Annotated in this window: 16 protein-coding genes; all 16 read left to right on the forward strand. The window is 38.6% G+C overall.

The window, feature by feature from the left end:
• Positions 1-35 precede the first annotated feature (35 nt).
• The 16 genes from bshC (at position 36) to MKX57_RS04595 (ending at position 17,854) form a co-directional block, all read left to right on the forward strand.
• A complete protein-coding gene (bshC, locus tag MKX57_RS04520; RefSeq protein ID WP_089985273.1) occupies positions 36-1,652 on the forward strand; it encodes a bacillithiol biosynthesis cysteine-adding enzyme BshC in 1,617 nt (538 codons plus the stop codon).
• Between the two features lie 254 nt (positions 1,653-1,906).
• A complete protein-coding gene (mraZ, locus tag MKX57_RS04525) occupies positions 1,907-2,338 on the forward strand; it encodes a division/cell wall cluster transcriptional repressor MraZ (RefSeq protein WP_008173894.1) in 432 nt (143 codons plus the stop codon).
• Positions 2,339-2,400: 62 nt separating this feature from the next.
• On the forward strand, positions 2,401-3,351 hold the full coding sequence (rsmH, locus tag MKX57_RS04530) for a 16S rRNA (cytosine(1402)-N(4))-methyltransferase RsmH (protein ID WP_036123772.1): 951 nt from the start codon (positions 2,401-2,403) through the stop codon (positions 3,349-3,351).
• Positions 3,352-3,723 (forward strand): septum formation initiator family protein, encoded by a 372-nt coding sequence (locus MKX57_RS04535; protein ID WP_008173890.1) that lies wholly within the window; start codon positions 3,352-3,354, stop codon positions 3,721-3,723.
• Positions 3,720-5,948, forward strand: coding sequence for a penicillin-binding protein (locus tag MKX57_RS04540; protein ID WP_090001946.1), 2,229 nt, complete (start codon positions 3,720-3,722; stop codon positions 5,946-5,948). The genes MKX57_RS04535 and MKX57_RS04540 overlap by 4 nt, the downstream gene beginning before the upstream one ends.
• 57 nt (positions 5,949-6,005) lie before the next feature.
• Complete coding sequence (locus tag MKX57_RS04545) at positions 6,006-7,922, forward strand: stage V sporulation protein D (RefSeq protein ID WP_008173886.1); 1,917 nt, start codon at positions 6,006-6,008, stop codon at positions 7,920-7,922.
• 125 nt (positions 7,923-8,047) lie between these two features.
• Entirely contained in the window at positions 8,048-9,019 is a 972-nt protein-coding gene (gene mraY, locus MKX57_RS04550; RefSeq protein WP_036123778.1) for a phospho-N-acetylmuramoyl-pentapeptide-transferase, read from the forward strand.
• Complete coding sequence (gene murD / locus MKX57_RS04555) at positions 9,019-10,368, forward strand: UDP-N-acetylmuramoyl-L-alanine--D-glutamate ligase (protein WP_008173881.1); 1,350 nt, start codon at positions 9,019-9,021, stop codon at positions 10,366-10,368. The genes mraY and murD overlap by 1 nt, the downstream gene beginning before the upstream one ends.
• Before the next feature lie 40 nt (positions 10,369-10,408).
• Positions 10,409-11,488 carry a putative lipid II flippase FtsW gene (gene ftsW, locus MKX57_RS04560; RefSeq protein ID WP_008173880.1) on the forward strand — a complete coding sequence of 360 codons (1,080 nt, stop codon included), beginning with the start codon at positions 10,409-10,411 and terminating at the stop codon, positions 11,486-11,488.
• A 20-nt stretch (positions 11,489-11,508) separates the two neighbouring features.
• Complete coding sequence (locus tag MKX57_RS04565) at positions 11,509-12,339, forward strand: cell division protein FtsQ/DivIB (protein WP_342550823.1); 831 nt, start codon at positions 11,509-11,511, stop codon at positions 12,337-12,339.
• Complete coding sequence (locus MKX57_RS04570; protein ID WP_008173876.1) at positions 12,320-13,045, forward strand: DUF881 domain-containing protein; 726 nt, start codon at positions 12,320-12,322, stop codon at positions 13,043-13,045. Before MKX57_RS04565 ends, MKX57_RS04570 begins: the two co-directional genes overlap by 20 nt.
• A 98-nt stretch (positions 13,046-13,143) precedes the next feature.
• Positions 13,144-13,863 (forward strand): DUF881 domain-containing protein, encoded by a 720-nt coding sequence (locus MKX57_RS04575; protein ID WP_090001944.1) that lies wholly within the window; start codon positions 13,144-13,146, stop codon positions 13,861-13,863.
• 3 nt (positions 13,864-13,866) lie between these two features.
• Positions 13,867-14,238 (forward strand): small basic family protein, encoded by a 372-nt coding sequence (locus tag MKX57_RS04580; RefSeq protein WP_008173872.1) that lies wholly within the window; start codon positions 13,867-13,869, stop codon positions 14,236-14,238.
• A 95-nt stretch (positions 14,239-14,333) separates the two neighbouring features.
• Entirely contained in the window at positions 14,334-15,617 is a 1,284-nt protein-coding gene (ftsA, locus tag MKX57_RS04585; RefSeq protein WP_008173870.1) for a cell division protein FtsA, read from the forward strand.
• A gap of 53 nt (positions 15,618-15,670) precedes the next feature.
• A complete protein-coding gene (gene ftsZ / locus MKX57_RS04590) occupies positions 15,671-16,828 on the forward strand; it encodes a cell division protein FtsZ (protein WP_008173868.1) in 1,158 nt (385 codons plus the stop codon).
• Between the two features lie 192 nt (positions 16,829-17,020).
• The gene (locus tag MKX57_RS04595; RefSeq protein ID WP_089985278.1) at positions 17,021-17,854 is read left to right on the forward strand and encodes a sigma-E processing peptidase SpoIIGA; all 834 of its coding nucleotides are present in this window, start codon (positions 17,021-17,023) and stop codon (positions 17,852-17,854) included.
• Positions 17,855-17,858 lie beyond the last annotated feature (4 nt).

The raw sequence follows: 17,858 nt of genomic DNA on the forward strand, positions 1-17,858 counted from the left end.
AATAATGATTGAGTGAGTAGAGGAGCTTATATTAAATGAAACTGGAGTCTATCCAAGTACCTATAAAAAATAATGTGCTAGCCGATTACTGGTCGCCAAATACTGCCATTCATCAGTTTTTTGAATACGATTTTAATGATCAGGCTTTTGAGGAAAGAGCGAAGCATTTAGCACAACATGCCAGAGATCAAAAAGAGCTGACAGCCATCATCCGTCAATTTATGGAGCCACTAGGGTTATCACAAAAAGCGAATGAACATTTACAACAACTAGAACAAGGAGCTATGGTCATAATCGGTGGCCAACAAGCAGGTATCTTAACTGGCCCTCTTTACTCCGTTCATAAAGCGATTTCAGTCATTGTGTTAGCAAAAGAACAAAGTGCGAAGCTTCAAAAATCTGTCGTACCTGTTTTTTGGATAGCTGGAGAAGATCATGATTTGGAAGAAATTAATCATACTTATACGGTGCATGGAGAGTTATTAAAAAAACGAGCATACAGTGAGCGCTCTAGACGTAAAACAATGGCATCGGCAACAATGCTCAATAAAGAGTCGATGACACAATTTATCAATACCATTATTAGAGACATTGGGGAAACCGAGTATACAGAGGCCCTTATTAAACAATTAGTAGATGTGCTAAACGAAAGTGAGACATTTACTGATTTCTTTGCGCGGTTAATGAACCAATTATTTAAAGATGAAGGGTTACTGTTCATTGATGCAGCGGATTATAATTTCCGTCAATATGAAAGTGACAATTTTGCACACATCATTCAGCATAGCGAAGAAATTGCTAGAGTTGTAACAGAAAAGGAAGAGCTGTTAGAGCAAACGGGCTACGGTAAACCTATTTTAGCGACAAGAGATGCAGCTAATCTATTCTATGTAGAGGACGGAGAACGTCATCTTTTGGAAAGAAAAAATGATCTATTTATTAATTTAGCGGCAAACCTTAAGTTTACTCGTGAAGAGCTACTAGAGATTGCCAAGAAATATCCAGAGCGCTTGAGTAATAACGTGGTGTCCCGTCCATTAATGCAGGAAATGACGTTCCCTGTACTGGCATTCGTCGGTGGCCCTGGTGAATTAGCTTATTGGGCAACATTAAAAAGTGCATTTTCTGTACTAGACCTACAAATGCCTATTTTTGCCCCGCGCCTTCATATGACGATTGTGACGCGTCATGTAGAGCAATTATTGTGTGAACATCAATTGACTGTTACGGATGTTTGGAATGGCAAAGCTTTAGAAATGAAAGAGCGTTTTATTGATGATGTGCAGGATAGTGAGGCTAAACGCCAAATTCAGGCTATGGAGCAGTTGTTAGCAGAAAAGTACAGTGAGCTTGCATCGTATTTAGAGGAACAGCATTTAACTTTAGATAAAATCCTTGTGAAAAATCAAGAAAATCATGCAAAACAATTTGACTACCTGCAGCAAAAAATTGAGCAAACTGTACTCGACAAGCATGAAACTACTATCCGCAAATTTACGACGCTACAAAATGAGTTGTATCCAAACGAAGGTTTCCAGGAAAGAACTTATAATCCATATCAATATTTTAATGAGTTTGGACCTATGTTGATTGCTGAAATGTTAAAGCAAAACTATAGTATTGGCAAACACCACTATTTACTTTATTTATAAACCTATCTGCCAGGTTCTTTATACCCAGATGATTTTTTGATACAATATTGATTTGATGAATTTTGTCTATAAAAATAGTATTTAGAGAGCTATCCTCCTAAGGATAGCTCTTTCTTTGTGTCATTTAGCATATATCAAAAATTTCCATCAAGGTCTAATTGCACATTAAGAGATAAAATGTCAAGTTTTTTTTAAAAAAAGTGGAGGAAAGTGGGGGGATGTGGTACATTATTTAATAAAGTGGGGTGAGTAGTATGTTCATGGGAGAATATCAACACTCCGTTGATGCGAAAGGGCGATTAATCGTGCCGGCAAAATTTCGTGAAGCTTTAGGCGAAGCGTTTGTTGTCACAAGAGGTCTCGATAACTGTCTATTTGGCTATCCTATGAATGAATGGCGAAAACTCGAAGAAAAGTTAAAAGATTTACCGATGACCAAAAAGGATACACGTGCATTTGCAAGGTTTTTCTTTTCTGGCGCAACAGAGGTAGAAATAGACAAGCAGGGGCGAATTAATATTCCAGCTACTCTTATGCAACATGCACATCTTGTAAAGGAATGTGTAGTGTTGGGGGTTTCAAATCGAATTGAGATTTGGGCTAAAGATGCATGGGAAGCTTACTTCAGCGAGTCCGAACAATCTTTTAATGAAATTGCAGAAAATATGATTGGCTTTGATTTTTAACTTTTGATAAGCATGTCCATTCAAAGATGACATGAGGTTAAGGCCTGAAAGGAGCGAGTGGTATGTTCGATCATACAACCGTGTTATTAAAAGAAACTGTTGATGGGTTGAACATCGATCCTGATGGTGTATATGTGGACTGTACGTTAGGTGGTGCAGGCCATAGTGAATATTTAGTTCAACAATTATCTGATAAAGGCCGTTTAATTTGTTTCGATCAAGATATGACGGCTATCGAAAATGCGAAAATTCGATTAGCGCCTTATATTGAGCGCGTCACGTTTATACATTCGAATTTCCGGTATTTAAAAGAAGAATTATTAGCTCATGGTTTTGAACAAGTGGATGGTATTTTATATGACTTAGGCGTATCTTCACCTCAGTTAGATACACCTGAACGAGGCTTTAGCTATCACCATGATGCACCACTTGATATGCGCATGGATCAAACGGCAACACTTACAGCTTTTGAAGTTGTCAATCAATGGGCATATGAAGATTTAGTACGTATTTTTTTCCGTTATGGAGAAGAAAAGTTTTCAAAGCAAGTTGCTCGTAAAATTGAAGAGGCGCGTAAGTCAGCACCAATTGAAACAACTGGACAACTTGTAGAGCTTATTAAAGAGGGTATTCCAGCAGCGGCACGCCGAAAAGGTGGGCATCCAGCAAAGCGCATTTTCCAAGCAATAAGAATTGCTGTCAATGACGAGTTAGGCGCGGCAGAGGATTCATTAGTCGATGCGATTGATATGATAAACGTAGGTGGACGCATTAGTGTCATTACGTTCCATTCATTGGAGGACCGCCTATGCAAGACAATCTTTAAGGAAGCGTCATCATTACCGGAATTACCACCAAATTTACCAGTAATTCCAGATGACATGAAGCCAACTTTAAAGCTTATTTCACGAAAGCCAATTCTTCCATCAGATGAAGAATTAGAAGTGAATAATCGGGCTCGTTCAGCAAAGCTTAGAGTGGTGGAGAAAATTAACGACAAAGGGCGTGAGTAAATGGCAGCCGTACGTGTAAGGCAACAGCACCAACATCAACAAGTGCAACAACCGATAACACCACCTAGTCCACAACCCACTATCATACGTCGTAAAAAAACGAACCAGAAGTTTGAGAAAACAATGCTAATTGTTTTAGTTAGCATTATTGCTGTATTAGGAGTCCTAGTATTAAATAAACAAGCAGCTATTCAAACGACAAGCATGGACATTCAAAAGATCGAATCAGAAGCAGATGAGATTGCAAAACAGAATGTTGACTTAACGGTTCGTGTAAGTGAACTTTCTACATACGATAACATATGGAAAAAAGCGAAAGAACTCGGTTTAACTCAAAATGAGAAAAATGTAAAGGTAGTGCCGGGAGAATGAAAAAAAAGAGATTTCGATTCCAATGGGGAGCCTTTCTATTAATGATTTTTTATGGAGGGCTCTTTTTTCTATTATTCACAAGAATGGTGAACATTCAGGCGACAGGGCAAGTAGAAGGACAGGAGCTTGCAGCAAGAGCAGCTGCTAAGTATGGTAAGGAAAGTGTTATCACAGCAAACCGAGGAAAAATTTATGACCAAAACGGTCAAGTGATTGCAGAAGATACGTTAAGCTATCGTCTAGTTGCAGTCGTGAGTGAAGCTGCTACAACAGATCCAAAAAAACCTAGGCATGTTGTAGATGCTGAAAAAACGGCTCAAGTTTTAGCGAAGTATATTCCGGCAATGCAAGGAAAAGAAGATGAAGTTCTGAAAAAACTAAATAACCGTTATAGAAGCGATGGTGAACCATTATATCAAGTGGAATTTGGGAGTTCTGGACGCGGTATTAGTCACGAGGTTATGAGTAAAATAAAGGAAGAAAAATTACCAGGAATTCTATTTGTTAGTGATTTAAAACGTTATTATCCAAATGGTGTCTTTGCCTCCCATTTAATTGGCTATGCACTGAAAAAGGATAATGCGGATGGAACTGTTACTACAAAAGGCGAAATGGGCCTAGAATATACGTATGACAAAGAACTGACAGGTGTTAACGGTAAAATGAAATACGAAACAGATGCTTTCAGTTATTTATTACCGAACAGCGAGAAGATGGTGACACCTGCTAAAGATGGGGACGACATTTATTTAACGCTCGATAAAACCATCCAAAGCTTTTTAGAAGAAGCAATGACAAAGGTTGAACAGGAATATAATCCTGAGTCCATGACGGCTGTTGTAGCAGATCCGAAGACTGGGAAAATATTAGCGATGTCCCAGCGTCCTACATTTAACCCAGAAACACGTGATAGTCAAAATATGAAATGGCTGAACGAGGTAATTGAAGAAACAATTGAGCCTGGTTCAACGATGAAAACATTCACACTTGCTTCGGCTATTGATACAAATACATGGGCTCCGAATGCAGAATACCAATCAGGCTCTTATACAGTACATGACCGAACAATTCGAGATCATAATCAGGTTGGATGGGGACAAATTAGCTATTTACAGGGATTCCAACGCTCTTCGAATACGGCCATGGCACATTTATTAAAATTGATTGGCGATGATGTCTTTGTGGAATATTTAGACCGCTTTGGTTTTGGCCACAAAACCGGAATTGATTTACCGAATGAAGCGGCAGGTACAATATTATCAAAATATCCAATTCAACGAGTAACGACAACATATGGGCAAGGGTCAACCGTAACACCTATCCAAATGATCCAAGCCATGACTGCTATTGCGAATGATGGCAAGATGATGCAGCCTTATGTGATTGACCGTATTGTTGATTCATCAACAGGGAAGGTTATTCAAAACCATGAACCTGTTGAAAAAGGACAACCAATCAAAGCAGATACAGCTAAACAAGTACGAGAAATCCTTGCCTCTACACTGACATCAGAATTTGGTACTGCGAAGGATTTTATTCTAGAGGATTATGAGGTTGCAGGGAAGACAGGGACAGCACAAATTCCGAGAGCAGATGGTACGTATGCTTGGGGTGCTAACCAATTCCTATATTCATTTTTAGGAATGGCTCCTGTCGATGATCCTCAGCTCATCATGTATGTCTCAGTGAAAAAACCTAAGTTAAATAATGAGCTTGGATCAGTCCCAGTATCTAAAGTGTTTAATCCTGTTATGTTAAATAGCTTAAAGCACCTTAATATTAATCCAGGTGATGTACAGTATGTGGATAAGGTAGATATTAAGGATTATACAGGTCAAAGTGCTGAGGCGATTGAGGTAGAACTAGGGAATGATGGATTACAGCCTGTTATTGTTGGAAGCGGGGGTAAAATCATAGATCAATATCCGAAAGATACAAAACAACTAGTTAAAGGTAGTTATGTATTTTTGAAGACGGATGGCGATATCATATTGCCAGACTTTACGAATTGGTCATTGAGAAATTTACTTGTTTTCAAATCTATGACAGGGGTAGAGATGGAGATTTTCGGTGAAGGCTTTGTAGCGAGTCAAAGTGTGTCTCCAGGGACTACTATAACGGATAATTCACCGATTGTTGTTAAGCTCAAAACACCTGCTGAAAGCTTTGTACAAGATGTAGAGGCAGCTTCTGAGGGTGAAATTGAACAAGTAGAAGATGAATAATACTGAATAGAAGTCCACTTTATTTCATACGTTGTAAAAAACAAGGTGTGATGTCGAATGAAGTGGATTTCTATCCATTCTAAAAAGCGTTTACGTATTTTATATGTGTTGTTTATGTGTGCGGCAGTGGCGATAGTGATTAGGCTTTTCTTTTTGCAAGTGTTGGATCAAAAGGAACTGACAACGAAGGCAGAAGAGAACTGGGACCGAGAAATCCCATTTGCTAATGAACGAGGGCATATTACTGATCGAGATGGTGAGAGTATTGTAACCAATAAGCTAGCACCAACATTATATTTTATGCCTTCCCAGAGTAAAGATATTGAAGGGGCAGCTGAAAAAATTGCGCAAGTTCTAGAAGTGGACAAAGAGAAACTTTTAGAGAAGATGAAGAAAAAAGCCTATTTAGTAAAGCTAGCGCCTGAGGGGAAAAATATCCCCTATGAAAAAGCAGTGGAATTACAAGGCTTACAAATTGAAGGATTATATAGTGGTGTCGACTACTCAAGAGACTATCCATATGGGACACTTTTATCTCGATTTTTAGGTTTTACAGGGTATGATGCACAAGGCTTAGCTGGTATCGAATATGAATATGATAAGTTTTTGCAGGCTAATTCATCTGCAATTCGCCTATTTACCGATGCAAAGGGCAATAATTTACCGAATGTCGCGAGTGCTTGGAAGGCTGGCGAGGATGGGGCAACTATTGAGCTAACGATCGATGTCGATGTCCAACAGGTCGTTGAACGTGAATTGTCACAGGCTATGGAGCGCTATGAAGCGGACCAAGCATTGGCTATTGCTATGAATCCAAATAATGGAGAAATCTTAGCGTTAGCCTCCTATCCAACCTTTAATCCGGCTGAATATCAATTAGTCGAGCCTGCGATTTATAATCGAAATTTACCAGTGTGGATGACATATGAGCCTGGTTCTACTTTTAAAATTATTACCCTTAGCGCTGCATTGGAAGAAAATTTAGTGGATTTAGAGCATGATACTTTTTATGATCCAGGGTATACGATGGTTGCTGGAGCAAGACTTCGTTGTTGGAAGCGTGAAGGGCATGGACATGAAACCTTTTTAGAAGTTGTGGAGAATTCCTGTAACCCAGGCTTTATTGAATTAGGGCAGCGGTTAGGTAATGAGCGACTATTGCAATATATTAAAGATTTTGGCTTTGGTCAAAAGACTGGTTCCAATATTGCTGGTGAAGCTTCAGGAATATTATTTTCTAAGGAAGCCTTCGGACCTGTTGAACAGGCAACAACCTCATTTGGGCAAGGGGTAGCGGTAACTCCAATTCAGCAAGTTCAAGCGGTAGCAGCAGCAATAAATGGAGGCAAGCTTTATACGCCTTATGTTGTGAAAAAAGTATTTAATCCTAATACAGGCGAAGTCATACAGGAAACTAAACCTGTTGTCAAAAATCAGGTAATTCGTGAGGAGACTTCTGCAAAGGTTCGGGGCGCATTGGAGTCTGTTGTAGCGAATGGTTCAGGTCGACAAGCCTTCCGGGATGGTTTGCGAATTGGCGGTAAAACAGGAACAGCACAAAAGGTTGAAAACGGCCGTTACAAAAGTGGAGAATATATCGTATCATTTATTGGCTTTGCGCCAGCCGACAATCCGCAAATTGTCGTCTATGTAGCAGTCGACAACCCTAAAAAGACGACGCAGTTTGGTGGCGTTGTAGCAGCACCTATTGTTGGGCAAATTATTGAGGATGTTGCACCGTTTATAGGTATTGAAAAATCGAAGGAACAGCTCGAAAAGGATTATCGTTATGGGGATCCAATTACTGTGAAGGTACCGAATTTTATCGGGCAAACAAAGGATGATATTGCCAAGCAGTTTTATCCATTCCGTATAGAATGGCATGGAGAAGGGACTAAAATTGGTAACCAGTTACCTGAAGTGGATAGTGTTATCAAACAAGATGGTACCATTCATTTATATTTGGAGAACTGAAATAACTTTACCTTTAAAAAATGGGAAAGAACCACTATTATTATGAAGGGTAGTAATAAATAAATGAAAGTTTATGCTTTTTTCCTAACGAAGAAAGTGAAACAAGATTTAAAGGAGATTTTTCAATGAAACTCGCAACAACACTTACCATTTTAGCTCTTGCTTTTATAGTAACAGTTATCCTGGCACCAATTAGTATTCCACTTCTTCGACGCCTAAAGTTTGGGCAAAGTATTCGTGAAGAGGGACCAAAATCACATATGAAAAAAGCTGGTACACCAACAATGGGCGGTATAATTTTCTTAATTTCTATCGTCCTAACAACTGTTGGTGTAGGAAGCTTTTTAGATTTATTAACGACACAGACCGTAGTACTTTTACTAGTATTAGCAGGATTTGGCTTAATAGGTTTACTGGATGATGGTTTGAAGGTTGTATTTAAAAGGAATTTAGGGTTAACCTCTCTTCAAAAATTAATTGGTCAAATTGTTATCGCCATCCTTGCATATTTTCTACTGCATGTTGGATCGTTTGATACAACACTTGCTATTCCATTTACAAATTGGACAGTTGATCTTGGTGTCTTCTATGTTGCCTTTTTAATTTTTTGGTTAGTAGGTTTCTCCAATGCGGTGAATTTAACAGATGGTTTAGATGGACTAGTGGCAGGAACTGCATCGATTGCTTTTGCGGCATTTGGTGTTATTGCACTTTTCCAAAGCCAAGCTGATATTGCTTTATTTGCCTTTGCTGTTACAGGAGCATTATTAGGGTTTTTATTATTTAATGCGAATCCAGCAAAAGTATTTATGGGTGATACGGGTTCATTAGCATTAGGTGGGGCGTTAGCCATGGTATCGGTATTAGTAAAAGAAGAGTTTTTACTATTACTAGTTGGCTTGGTATTTGTCATCGAAACATTATCCGTTATTTTACAGGTAGGAAGCTTTAAACTGCGTAAAAAGCGTATTTTTAAGATGAGTCCAATCCATCACCATTTTGAATTATCAGGTTGGTCAGAGTGGAAAGTAGTGCTTGTCTTCTGGTCAACTGCCCTAGCAGTAGCATTGATTGCAGTCTTATCGGAGGCGTTTTAATGAAAAACTATACAGATTTACAACATAAAAAAGTACTTGTGTTAGGCCTAGCAAAAAGTGGTGTGGCAGCTGCAGAAATTTTACATGAGCTCGGCGCCTTTGTCACAGTCAATGATTCCAAACCATTTGATGAAAGCCCTGATGCTCAGGGACTATTACAAAGGGGGATTACCGTGATTTGTGGCCGCCATCCTGAGGATTTACTGGATGAAGGTTTTGAATTAGTCGTTAAAAACCCAGGCATTCCTTATAGTAATCGCATTGTAGCGGATGCTCTACATCGCGATATTCCTGTGTGGACGGAGATTGAACTTGCTTATTTAATAAGTGATGCACCATTTATAGGTATTACAGGCTCGAATGGTAAAACAACGACGACTACTTTAATCTTCGATATGTTGAACAACGGAAGTAAAAATCCTTTGATTGCAGGAAATATTGGTACAGTTGCTTGTGGCGTCGCTAAAGAAGCTAATGAAGATGACATTATTGTAACGGAGCTGTCATCGTTCCAATTGATGGGGACTAAAACATTTAAGCCTAAAATTTCTATTCTAACAAACCTTTATGATGCCCATCTTGACTATCATGGAACATTTGATAATTATGCTGAAGCGAAGTTTGCTGTGACGCGTAATCAAGATGAAAGTGATTACTTTATTTATAATGCTGATCAACCAATTGTAGTTGGATATGCAGCGCAATCAAATGCACAAAAAATTCCATTCAGTTCAAATGGACGTACTGTCAACGGAATCAGTGCAGATGAGACAACGATATATTGGCAAGGGGAACCTTATATGGACCGGGCGAATATCGCGCTGCCTGGTAAGCATAATTTAGAGAACATCCTAGCAGCAGTGGCAGCCTGTATTTTAGTTGGCTGTGACAAAGGGAAGATGGAAGAGGTTTTAGCAACATTTGGCGGAGTGAGACACCGTACTCAATTCGTACGCGAATGGAATGGTCGGAAGATTTATAATGACTCCAAAGCTACAAACTGTTTAGCAACAAAAAGTGCTTTAGACGCATTCCAAGCGCCGGTTATTTTGCTAGCAGGTGGTTTAGATCGAGGACACTCTTTTGAGGAGCTTCGATCAAGTATGAATCATGTGAAAGGCGTCGTCGCATTCGGAGAAACTGGACTACGTTTTGTTGAATTTGCAAAATCATGTGGTGTCCAACAAACAGTTATCGCTCAAAATGTGGAGGACGCTGTACACTATGCAGCACCGATGTCAGCAGAGGGAGATATTATTTTATTATCTCCAGCATGTGCAAGCTGGGATCAATATGACAGCTTTGAAATACGCGGAGATGTTTTTATTGATGCTGTAATGAAGCTGTAATGAGCCTGTAACTATTTTAGAATATACTTGACTTGGAAGGATGGCATTACTGAGAGGGAAAGAAAGTTACTTATTGCTCGTCACAACTTTGATGCTATCAGTAATCGGCATTATTTTCGTCTATTCTGCGGGGACTTATTGGAGTGCCATTCATTATAGTGGAAAAATGCCGTTTTATATGAAGCAAAGCGTATACTTTGTGGTAGCCATAATTGTATTTTTAATCACAATTCGATTAAATATTTTGAGAGAGCAGTCCTTTTGGAAAATGGCCTATATATTTTCGTTAATTTTACTTGTTCTAGTGTTAATACCTGGTATTGGGCTAGTTCGAAATGGTTCGCAAAGCTGGATAGGGGTTGGTCCATTGACAATCCAGCCAGCGGAGCTAACGAAAATAACTGTCATTGTTTACCTGAGTCATATTTTAGCGCAGCATAAAACAGGGACGCCCGTTGTTAATTGGCGCCATGCTTTAATCCTATTAATCCCTGTTGCTTTGATTATGTTGCAGCCTGACTTCGGTTCAGTATTTATTCTTGTTGTGGCTGTATTTTTATTGTTTTTTGTCGCTGGGTACCCGTTAAAGCTATATGCCATGATTATGTTGGTTGGTATAGCGGGACTAGTAGGGTTAATTGCAACTGCACCATATCGACTAAAGCGAATAGAAGCATTCCTCGATCCATGGGCTGATCCCTTGGTAAGTGGGTTCCAAGCAGTGCAATCACTAATGGCGATTGGTCCTGCCGGAATTTTTGGTCATGGTTTTGGACAAAGTCGGCAAAAGTTTCTATATTTGCCTGAGCCACAAAATGACTTTATTTACGCTATTATTTTGGAAGAAGTCGGCTTGATTGGTGGTCTCTTTATTTTAGCACTATTCGTACTGACAATTTATGCGGGCTATCGATTTGCTGTACAGGCTAAAAATCGAACATCCTATTATGCGATTATAGGGCTAGTCACAATGCTGATGGTGCAAGCGTTTCTTAATATAGCTGTAGTAATAGGTTTAGTACCTGTAACCGGTGTTACATTGCCTTTTATTAGCTATGGAGGAACATCTTTAGTCACAATGTGGTTAATAATAGGTATTATTTATCAATTGGCGAAATAAATATAAAGGAGGAGTACTTTTTGGAGAAAGTAATTGATATAGAAGATCGTATACCTACGCTAAAAAAGCGACGAAAAAAGCGTACAAATCGTAAATTTATCGTGCTAATATTACTTTTCTTTATTGTGTTAGCGGTACTCCTTTATTTTCAATCTCCTTACAGTAACATCAATAAAATAACAGTCAATGGTGCGAAGCTGGTAGATAATGAACATTATGTGGAGACAAGTACCCTTGCGCTAGGTAAATCAATGTGGGGGTTCAAAATAGAAGACGTGGAGAATCTTCTGTTAAAGGATAAATGGGTAAAAGAAGCACATGTTAAACGTAGCTGGCTTCGAGGCGTAACGATAGATGTGAAGGAATGGAAAAAAGTTGCGTATTTGGCTGGGGACGGCACCTATTATCCGTTGCTTGAAAATGGTGAACGTTTTGAGCAAAAAGGGAATGATACTCCAATTGATGCCCCTGTTTTTATTGGAATTACTGGTGAAAAAACAATTAAAAAACTAGTTGCACAGTTAGCACAATTAAAACCAGAAGTATTAGCTTTAATTTCTCAGGTTAACACGAATAGTAATGATACAAATCCGAACGCGGTAAAGCTTTATATGAATGATGGCTATGAGGTACGAGCTATTATTCAGACGCTTGCAGATAAGTTAAATTATTACCCCTCCATTGTTGCACAAATTGCAAATTTAGAAAAAGGTGTAATTGATTTAGAGGTCGGTTCCTATTATCGTCCTTTTAACGAGGAGTACAACAAAATAAGCATCGACATGGAAGCTAATGAAGATGGGGAAATGGTTGACCAGGAAGTGACAGAAGATGAACAACAAGAAGAATAGCAAAGGGAGTTTTTTTTCTAGAAAACAATTTGAACTATTGATTGTTTGTGTGACAACAGGGTTTATCATCGGCTATTCATATAATCAGGCAAAAGATAACCGCGAAGCAGGTACAATTAATTCAGAGCTTTATGAGCAAGAAGATTCTTATCGTGAGGAATTGATCACTCAGCAAGAACGCAATAAAGAGCTAACGGAAGAGTTAAATAGCCTACAGGAACAAATTCGGAAGTATGAGAAATCATTTGCTTCTGATGAGAAAGACTATAAGAAGCTTGTTGAACAAGCGGAGGATTTACGGCTCTTACTTGGTGAGTTGAAGAGTGATGGAAAAGGAATACGGATTACTCTCCAAGATGGTGATTATGATCCAAAATCTTTGAATCCGAATGATTATATCGTTCATGAAAGCCATGTTTTTAAATTGTTGAATGAATTGAAAATTTCGGGTGCTCAAGCAATTGCTATTAATGGGCAACGTGTCTTGGCCAATTCCTATATCAGATGTAATGGTCCAGTAATAACTATTGATGGTACACAGCATCCCGCTCCTTTTGTAATAGAAGCTGTAGGAGATTCCGATACTTTAATGGCTTCTTTAAATTTAAATGGCGGTGTCGTTGATCAATTATTAAATGACAATATTGTGGTGTCTTTAGAAGAACATCAGAAACTTACAATGCCAAGAGTAAAAGTAGAAAGTTAAGGACAAGTCCTAGTTCATGTTTAAAGTCTAATTTCAGCCTCTAGGGAAGTTTTACATTGACTACTGAGGGGCATACGATACGTCTAGGAGGGGCTATTTTGCGAAGAAATATGTACACCCGAATAACGATCGTGCTATTTATTATCGGTTTGATGATAGCGGTACAATACAATACCATACAAAAACCAGCAGAGCGAGATACACGAGATATTTGGGCAATAAGAGAGGAATTAGCACAAGAAAAGCAAAGGCATTCCGCATTACTGGCAGAAATTCGCTCACTTCATGAAGTAGTGGATCGCTATGAGCAATCTGAAAAAGTAAATCAGCAAGCAGCTTTACATGAAACATTAAATCGTTTAAAGCAACAGGCTGGACTAACAGAAGTGATAGGGCCTGGTGTCATACTTCGGATTGAACCAGCACCTGAATTAATAGAGATGGGCTATGAAATTAAAGAAATATCGCCCGATTTATTAACTCAATTATTAAATACGCTGTTTAAAAACGATGCAACCAGTGTTTCAATAGATGGCAATCGTGTTGTTCAAACAACGGCCATTCGGGACATTAATGGGAAGACAACGGTGAATAGTGTACCATTGTTGTCACCTAAATTTGATATATATGTTGGGACAAGCGACTATAAAGCAGCTCAAAAAATGTATAATTCGCTTCAAGCCTCGACGTTTATAGATTCATTTTATTTAGATAATTATAATTTAGTAATTGAAGAGCCAATAGATCAATTACAAATTCCAGCATTTGATCAGCCATTGACAAATGATTACTTAGCAGAGGTAAAAAAAGGAGATTAATTTATGTGGCTACCATTTTTAGGTTTGATATTTGGACTTGCCCTTGGCTTGTTAACAAATATACAAATCCCCTCTATGTATGAAAATTATCTGTCAATAGCAGTTTTAGCAGCTTTAGATACATTATTTGGTGGTATCCGTGCTCAATTACAGCAAGTGTACGACGATAAAGTTTTTGTATCAGGATTCTTTTTTAATATAGTTCTCGCAGCAGGGTTAGCGTTTATAGGTGTGAATTTAGGGATAGATTTGTATTTAGCAGCTATTTTCGCTTTCGGAGTACGTTTATTCCAAAATATTGCAATAATTAGGCGTATATTACTAACTCGCTTGGATGAGAAACGTCACAAGAAAGAAAAAACTTCCATAGATTAAGAGAAAAATTGACCAAAATACTCGATTTGCTTAGACATTATGCCAAATTTACAATAGAATGAAAATAAGAGCATTTTTCAAGGAGGTGCAGCGAATTGAATCAGCAAGATTTATACATTTCACTTGATATTGGATCCTCCTCTATCAAGGTATTAATAGGTGAAATGAGTGACGGACAATTACATGTAATTGGCGTCGGAAATGTAAAATCGAATGGGGTTCGAAAAGGAGCAATTGTTGACATCGATGCAACAGTTCAATCTATTCGAAAAGCAGTAGAACAAGCCGAACGAATGACAGGGTATCAAATTCAAGAAGTCGTTCTAGGCGTTCCTGCTAACCAAACGATGTTACAGCTAGTTAAAGGTGTTGTCGCTGTAAATAGTGAAAACAGAGAAATTACAGATGATGATTTAGACAGAGTGGTAGAATCTGCACAAGTCATGTCAATACCTCCTGAACGTGAATTAGTTAACATCATTCCAAGACAGTTTATTGTGGACAACCTTGATGAAATTAAAGATCCTCGTGGTATGATTGGCATCCGTCTAGAAATGGATGCAACAATGATAACGACATCCAAAACGCTTTTACACAATGTTCTTCGCTGTGTTGAGCGTGCAGGTTTAAGTATACGAGAAATATATTTGCAACCATTAGCATCAGGCTACTTTGCATTAACTGAAGATGAAAAAAACCAAGGAACTGCCTTTGTAGACATAGGAGGCGGCTCTACTACAATCGCGGTATTTGAAGAGGGATTGTTAACGCATACAGGCGTCCTACCAGTTGGTGGTGATCATATAACGAAAGATATTTCCATCGTTTTAAAGACACCAACAGAACAAGCTGAAAATATCAAACACCAATTTGGACATGCCTTTTATGATGATGCATCTGACGATGAAATCTTTGAAGTACCAATTGTAGGAACAGATTCTACTGATCAATATAGCCAACGCTATATCTCAGAAATTATTGGCGCTCGCCTAGAAGAATTACTAGAATTAGTGATTGACGAGTTAGCACGTCTAGGTGTTAGAGATTTACCTGGTGGCGTTGTTTTAACTGGTGGTGTTGCTAAACTTGAAGGTATCGCCCAGTTAGCACGTCAAATTCTACAAACGCGTGTAAGAATTTATACACCCGATTATATTGGCGTTAGAGAGCCTTCATTTGCAACAGCGGTTGGACTTATTCGTTACGCCTATTTAGAAGATGATTTTTACGGTAAAAGTACGAATACGCAACCTGTTGAATATGCAGCTGTAGGAGCTCAAGCAGCTATGCCTAAAAAGCAAGAGTATTCTGCACCTTCAGAACCAAAAGAAAGCGTAATCGGGAGAGCAAAAAAATTATTTGATAAGTTTTTTGATTAACTAGAATGCGTAATGATTGATACAGAGTCGAGTTACCGTGGGAGGAAAAAGAGATGTTAGAATTTGATACAAATGTAGATGAACTTGCAGTAATAAAGGTCATAGGTGTTGGTGGCGGCGGTAACAACGCTGTCAATCGAATGATAGAACATGGTGTACAAGGTGTTGACTTTATCGCAGTTAACACAGATTCACAAGCATTGAATTTATCAAAGGCAGAGGTTAGGCTTCAAATTGGTGCTAAACTGACGCGTGGATTAGGGGCAGGTGCTAATCCAGAAGTAGGAAAAAAAGCGGCTGAAGAGAGCCGTGAGCAATTAGAAGAGGTTCTACGTGGCGCAGACATGGTATTCGTCACTGCCGGTATGGGTGGAGGCACTGGTACTGGTGCAGCGCCAGTAATTGCACAAATTGCTCGTGAGTTAGGAGCACTAACAGTAGGTGTTGTGACACGTCCATTTACGTTTGAAGGACGTAAACGTCAAACACAGGCTATCGGCGGAATTGGTGGTATGAAAGAAGCCGTGGATACGCTAATTGTTATCCCGAACGACAAGTTATTACAAATTGTCGATAAATCAACACCAATGCTAGAAGCTTTCAGAGAAGCAGATAACGTACTTCGTCAAGGTGTCCAAGGTATTTCTGATTTAATCGCAACACCTGGTCTTATTAACTTAGACTTTGCAGACGTGAAAACAATTATGTCAAACAAAGGCTCAGCATTAATGGGTATCGGTATTGCTACTGGTGAAAACCGTGCTTCAGAAGCAGCAAAGAAAGCCATTTCGAGTCCTTTACTAGAATCGTCTATCGATGGTGCTAAAGGCGTTCTTATGAATATTACAGGTGGCTCTAATCTTAGCTTATTTGAAGTACAAGAAGCAGCAGATATCGTAGCTTCTGCATCTGATGAAGAAGTAAATATGATTTTCGGTTCTGTCATTAATGAAAACCTAAAAGATGAAATCATTGTGACAGTTATCGCAACAGGTTTTACGGAAGAAGCTTTACAACAACAACGTCATACAGTAAAACCATCACTCAATATAAATAGACAGTCTGCTCCACAACAACAAGCACCAATTCGTGAACAACGACAAGAAATGCATGTTCAACAAGAGCAGCCACGTCAAAATCAGCAACAGTATGCACAGGATGACATGCTTGAAGTCCCAGCATTTTTACGTAATCGCAAAAATCGTGGTTAATTGAAATCAAACAACTTCTAAAAAGCTCGTATTTTACATATGTAAAATACGAGCTTTTTAAATTTGTTGTCGAGATGTTCATTTGTGTAAGGAAACCATGTATTTTGTCAAAACATTTTAAGGAAATGATGCGATTGTTTGACAATATTTGTGGGAGTAACATGCTAACTTTGTAAGTAGGAGGCGGCTGTTATGTATGGAGAATGGCTGGTGCTCATTAATACGCTTTTTAATCTAGCGATACTCACGTTTACAGCAAGAGTAACAGGGGTTCTAGTCAAGAATTCAAGATTATTAATGAGTTCGTTTTGTAGTAGTTTAGTAGCTGTAATTGGCGGTCAAATGCTGTGGACAACGGTTCTTAGTTTTATATTACTTATAGGTATAGCTTTTCGCTTTAGGATTCGGAGCTTCCAGAAGCAAGGACCGATCGTTTTAACAGCAACGATCGTTATCGGCGGATTGTTAACAGCACTACAACCTTTTTTAAAAAATCTTTCTGCCACCCATTTTATAATGATTTGTTTTGTACTCGCAGTTTTAAATCTCGTTGCATTCTATAAGCAATGGGGATTTGTGAAGCTAGAGCGTTTAAGTGGACAATTTGTATTTGACACAACTTTAAAAATTTTTGGTGCAATAATACCACTTTCAGCATTTGTGGATACAGGTAACCAAGCAATTGAGCCGCTTTCAGGTAAGCCCGTTCATTTCGTCTCATATACAGCTTTAAGTCCACATTTACCTGCGGATTTCCGCAAATCATTAATAGAATGGCAAGAAACAGATCCGTACAATGTATCTATGTTTTCAGAAGACTATCAGCGTTATATACGATTTATTCATATCAATACTGTACAGCAACAAACTGTTGTATTAGGTTTTCGCTTTGATGAATGGCTTATAAAGGGGGAGCCTTCGCAGGTGAAATCGAATGAATATATCGTTTTAACAAAAAAGGCTAAAAATTTTCCACATAGCACAGCAGCAATTTTACATTTTTCAGCGCTTTCAAATAACTCATAGAGGG

This window comes from Lysinibacillus sp. FSL M8-0216 (genome assembly GCF_038595555.1).
Lineage (GTDB): Bacteria > Bacillota > Bacilli > Bacillales_A > Planococcaceae > Lysinibacillus > Lysinibacillus fusiformis.

What these genes read in the sequence shown, in the direction of transcription:
- bshC (WP_089985273.1), top strand. Translation starts at nt 36, where the DNA reads ATGAAACTGGAGTCTATCCAAGTACCTATAAAAAATAATGTGCTAGCC.
- mraZ (WP_008173894.1), top strand. Translation starts at nt 1,907, where the DNA reads ATGTTCATGGGAGAATATCAACACTCCGTTGATGCGAAAGGGCGATTA.
- rsmH (WP_036123772.1), top strand. Translation starts at nt 2,401, where the DNA reads ATGTTCGATCATACAACCGTGTTATTAAAAGAAACTGTTGATGGGTTG.
- MKX57_RS04535 (WP_008173890.1), top strand. Translation starts at nt 3,352, where the DNA reads ATGGCAGCCGTACGTGTAAGGCAACAGCACCAACATCAACAAGTGCAA.
- MKX57_RS04540 (WP_090001946.1), top strand. Translation starts at nt 3,720, where the DNA reads ATGAAAAAAAAGAGATTTCGATTCCAATGGGGAGCCTTTCTATTAATG.
- MKX57_RS04545 (WP_008173886.1), top strand. Translation starts at nt 6,006, where the DNA reads ATGAAGTGGATTTCTATCCATTCTAAAAAGCGTTTACGTATTTTATAT.
- mraY (WP_036123778.1), top strand. Translation starts at nt 8,048, where the DNA reads ATGAAACTCGCAACAACACTTACCATTTTAGCTCTTGCTTTTATAGTA.
- murD (WP_008173881.1), top strand. Translation starts at nt 9,019, where the DNA reads ATGAAAAACTATACAGATTTACAACATAAAAAAGTACTTGTGTTAGGC.
- ftsW (WP_008173880.1), top strand. Translation starts at nt 10,409, where the DNA reads ATGGCATTACTGAGAGGGAAAGAAAGTTACTTATTGCTCGTCACAACT.
- MKX57_RS04570 (WP_008173876.1), top strand. Translation starts at nt 12,320, where the DNA reads ATGAACAACAAGAAGAATAGCAAAGGGAGTTTTTTTTCTAGAAAACAA.
- MKX57_RS04580 (WP_008173872.1), top strand. Translation starts at nt 13,867, where the DNA reads ATGTGGCTACCATTTTTAGGTTTGATATTTGGACTTGCCCTTGGCTTG.
- ftsZ (WP_008173868.1), top strand. Translation starts at nt 15,671, where the DNA reads ATGTTAGAATTTGATACAAATGTAGATGAACTTGCAGTAATAAAGGTC.
- MKX57_RS04595 (WP_089985278.1), top strand. Translation starts at nt 17,021, where the DNA reads ATGTATGGAGAATGGCTGGTGCTCATTAATACGCTTTTTAATCTAGCG.